This window comes from Chamaesiphon polymorphus CCALA 037, assembly GCF_003003845.1.
Lineage (GTDB): Bacteria > Cyanobacteriota > Cyanobacteriia > Cyanobacteriales > Chamaesiphonaceae > Chamaesiphon > Chamaesiphon polymorphus.
Map to the genome: position 1 here is coordinate 1 of NZ_PVWO01000526.1, position 3,888 is coordinate 3,888.

Genomic DNA, 3,888 nt, shown 5'->3' on the forward strand with positions numbered 1-3,888 from the left:
GGGTCTGGGGGGAGACCCCCCAGATCCGGGTTCTCCTAGCACCAGTAACTCAAAACTAAGCACTCTTCTAAAATCCAAAATCCCATGACAATAACGGCAACCAAAAATGTGCGCGAAAGCCAATGGCACGCCCTGTCAGTGCCGGAAACTGCTCGAAGCCTCAATAGCGATCTGCATAGGGGATTGACTGTTGCCGATGCCGAGCAGCGACACCATCGACTTGGTGCCAATCAACTAGTCGGTAAGCCAGGAAAAAGTGCTTGGGTGCGGTTTTTGTTGCAATTCAATCAGCCCCTGTTGTATATCTTGCTCGCGGCTGGAGTCGTCACCGCTTTTTTACAAGAATGGATCGACTCTGGCGTAATTTTTGGAGTCACGATTATCAACGCCATTATCGGCTTCGTCCAAGAATCTAGAGCCGAAAGTGCGATCGCCGCACTAGCTAAGTCGGTAACTACCGAAACCACCCTCATTCGCGACGGTCGCACCCAGCGCGTTCCCGCCGATCGATTGGTACCAGGAGATTTAGTCCAGCTCGCGGCGGGAGATAAAATCCCTGCCGATTTGCGGTTGGTAGAAGTTAGCAACCTCACCGTCGATGAGTCGGGATTGACTGGCGAATCGGTACCGATTCAAAAAGACACGCAGCCACTAGAGACAGGCGTCGCCCTAGCCGAACGCACCTGTATGGCCTATATGGGCAGCCTGGTAACTTCGGGACAGGGACAGGGTTTGGTCGTCGCGATCGCCAATGCCACCGAGACGGGGCGGATCTCGCAATTGATGGAGCAGAGCACGGATGTAGAGACACCCATTACCCGCAAGCTCGGCAAATTCAGTAAAAAGCTGCTGTATATTGTCTTGGGGCTAGCGGTACTGAATTTCTTGGTGGCTCTGCCGCAAAATGAATCTTGGGTAGAAGTATTTACGACCACAGTCGCTTTTGCCGTAGCAGCTATTCCCGAAGGCTTACCCGCGATCGTCACAATTACCCTAGCTATTGGCGTGTCGCGGTTGGCTAGGCGCAATGCGATCGTCCGCAAACTAGCAGCAGTAGAAACACTCGGCAGTACGACTGTAATTTGTTCGGATAAAACCGGAACGCTGACCGAAAACCAGATGACAGTACAGGCGATTTTTGCTGGCGTTGGCGCAGCCTCTCAGAATGAGAATCGCGCGTACCGAGTGACAGGCGTAGGTTACGACCCCGATGGAGAGATTTTAGCAGAGGATCGACCGATCGATCTTGCCAGCGCACCAGCCCTAAATGAATGTCTCACAGCCGGACTATTGTGCAATGATTCCCATCTCCAGCCGCAACCCGACGGACAATATAAAATCGTTGGCGACCCCACTGAAGCATCCTTGATTGTTGCTGCCCAAAAAGCGGGGTTAAATGTTGAAGACTTAGCAGCCAAAATGCCGAGGTTGGATGTGATTCCATTTGAGTCTCAGTATCAGTACATGGCAACATTGCATCAAACCGATCGTAATGAGAAATCAATCTACGTCAAAGGCTCCACTGAAGCCATTCTCCAGCGATGCGATCGAATGCTCGACGAGCGCGGACAGTCCATCGATCTAGATCGCGTGCGGATCGAACGCCAAGCGGATGAAATGGCACAGCAGGGATTGCGAGTGCTGGCATTTGCTACTAAGTCGGTAACGAGTTTACCCCAACCGCTATCGCATGGAGATGTCGATCGAGGACTAGTTTTTCTCGGTTTGCAAGGAATGCTCGATCCGCCCCGAACCGCTGCAATTGCCGCCGTGAGGGATTGCCAAGCCGCCGGAATTAAAGTCAAGATGATTACAGGCGACCACGTACTCACAGCCACGGCGATCGCTGGGATGATGCAATTGAGCCAAGGTGCGGAAATTGAGTCCTATTCGGGAAGCGATCTGAGCCAGATGAGCGATGGCGAATTTGCTAACGCCGCCGCATCGGGCAACGTATTTGCAAGGGTGGCTCCCGAACAGAAATTGCGCCTAGTTGAAGCCCTCCAAGCCAAGGGCGAGATCGTCGCCATGACGGGCGATGGAGTCAACGACGCCCCCGCCCTCAAGCAAGCGGATTTGGGCATCGCCATGGGCATTACAGGCACCGAAGTGTCTAAAGAAGCCGCCGCGATGATCTTAACCGACGATAACTTTGCCTCGATCGCCGCTGCTGTCGAAGAGGGGCGAACGGTCTATCAAAATCTGCTCCGCGCGATCGCCTTCGCCCTGCCAGTCAATGGGGGCGAAGGTTTGACGATCTTAGCAGGTGTATTAATGGGGACGGCTTTACCGATTCTGCCGTTACAAATTCTCTGGATCAATATGGTTAGTGCTACGGCTCTCACCATTCCCCTCGCCTTTGAACCCAAGTCCACCGCCGTGATGAAGTTGCCACCGCGCAACCCCAACGAACCCCTCCTCACGGCACGCCTACTGCGTCGGATCGTCATCATTTCGCTGTTTAATGTCATCGCCGTCTTTGGTAGCTTTGGATGGGCGCAGCAAACGATCGGCAATATCGCCGTGTCCCGCACGATGGCAGTCAATACACTCATCTCCGCCGAAGCCTTTTATCTGCTGAGTATTACCCAGTTTGTCCCCTCCATTTTTGCCAAATTACGAGATCGTCGCCGTCCGATTGCCTATATACCAGCGATCGGCATTGCCACGATCCTGGTGTTGCAATGGATATTTGTGGAATGGAGCGTGATGAATCAATTGTTCCAAACAGTGCCTCTGAGCTTCGATCGTGCAGCCCGGAGCGTGGCTATAAGTTTGCCTGTCGTCATTGTTGTCAAGCTTCTCGATCGTTTCGACCCGATCGAGTAAATATAGAACTCAAATGTATATGTATCAATAATTATGGATCTGTAGGGGCGGGTTTATGCTAGCAACTATCGATTGTACCGAGCGAGATCGAGCGAACCCGCCCTCCCCCACCAGAAGATCTCAAATCGGTTCCATGGCAGTTCTATTGGATTTGTAAGAATATCGGAGGGTAACGCACCGTTCAGGATCGATCGGAAGAGGAGCGGTGCGTTTTGCTGATGCAGAAACACACCCTATGCCTGTCAATTCCCAAGTTTTCTCTCTAATTTGCGATCGTTCCTAATCTAAATTGGGGACGACTTTTTTCTCTTAACAATCGGGAATCTAACCGCAGAGTTTTGTAGTCGATCGTATCCTGTAGATTTGGGGACAAATCGGCAATTTATGAATAGACGATCGAGCAGTGGGATTTTAGCTTTATTCTCAGCATTATTATTAGTTAGTTGCAACAAACAATTCACCCAACTTACTACTCCCACATCCACGATCGTCCCAATTCAGTCCCCCAAAATTCAGCAGATCCTTGACAATGCGATCGCTCAAACCAAAATTACCCGCAGCTACGATCCGGCTTATGTAAAACTCGCCTATCCCGGCGGCGATGTCCCCATGACTACTGGCGTTTGTACCGATGTCATTATTCGCGCCTTTAGAGCGGTAAAAATCGACCTGCAAGCAGAAGTCCATCGCGATATGCAGCGCAACTTTGCCGCATACCCCCGCAATTGGGGTGCCAAGGCTCCCGACGCCAATATCGACCATCGCCGCGTACCTAATTTGATGACGTGGCTCCAACGTCGCGGTAAAGCCGTCCCGATTACCAATAATGGTCGCGATTATCAACCAGGCGATATCGTAACTTGGGGCTTTAGCGACGGACAACAACACATCGGCATCGTTAGCAATATTCGCGTCGCACCCGATCGACTGGCGATCGTCCACAATGTTGGTAGTGGTACTAAAGTCGAAGATGTCCTCTTTGTCTGGAAACAGATCGGACATTATCGCTATTTTTAAATCTACATAAATATATTATTGCTTTGTCAAAATAATTAAGAT

General features: G+C 51.2%; 2 protein-coding genes. Both read left to right on the forward strand.

Translation table 11 applies throughout. The features are described 5' to 3' along the window. The first annotated feature begins 84 nt into the window (after positions 1-84). Positions 85-2,829 (forward strand): cation-translocating P-type ATPase, encoded by a 2,745-nt coding sequence (locus C7B77_RS25720; protein WP_106311683.1) that lies wholly within the window; start codon positions 85-87, stop codon positions 2,827-2,829. 384 nt (positions 2,830-3,213) lie between these two features. Then, complete coding sequence (locus C7B77_RS25725; RefSeq protein WP_106311686.1) at positions 3,214-3,846, forward strand: DUF1287 domain-containing protein; 633 nt, start codon at positions 3,214-3,216, stop codon at positions 3,844-3,846. The last annotated feature ends 42 nt before the right edge of the window (positions 3,847-3,888 follow it).

Coding starts and splice junctions, on each gene's coding strand:
- C7B77_RS25720 (WP_106311683.1), top strand. CDS start 85: ATGACAATAACGGCAACCAAAAATGTGCGCGAAAGCCAATGGCACGCC.
- C7B77_RS25725 (WP_106311686.1), top strand. CDS start 3,214: ATGAATAGACGATCGAGCAGTGGGATTTTAGCTTTATTCTCAGCATTA.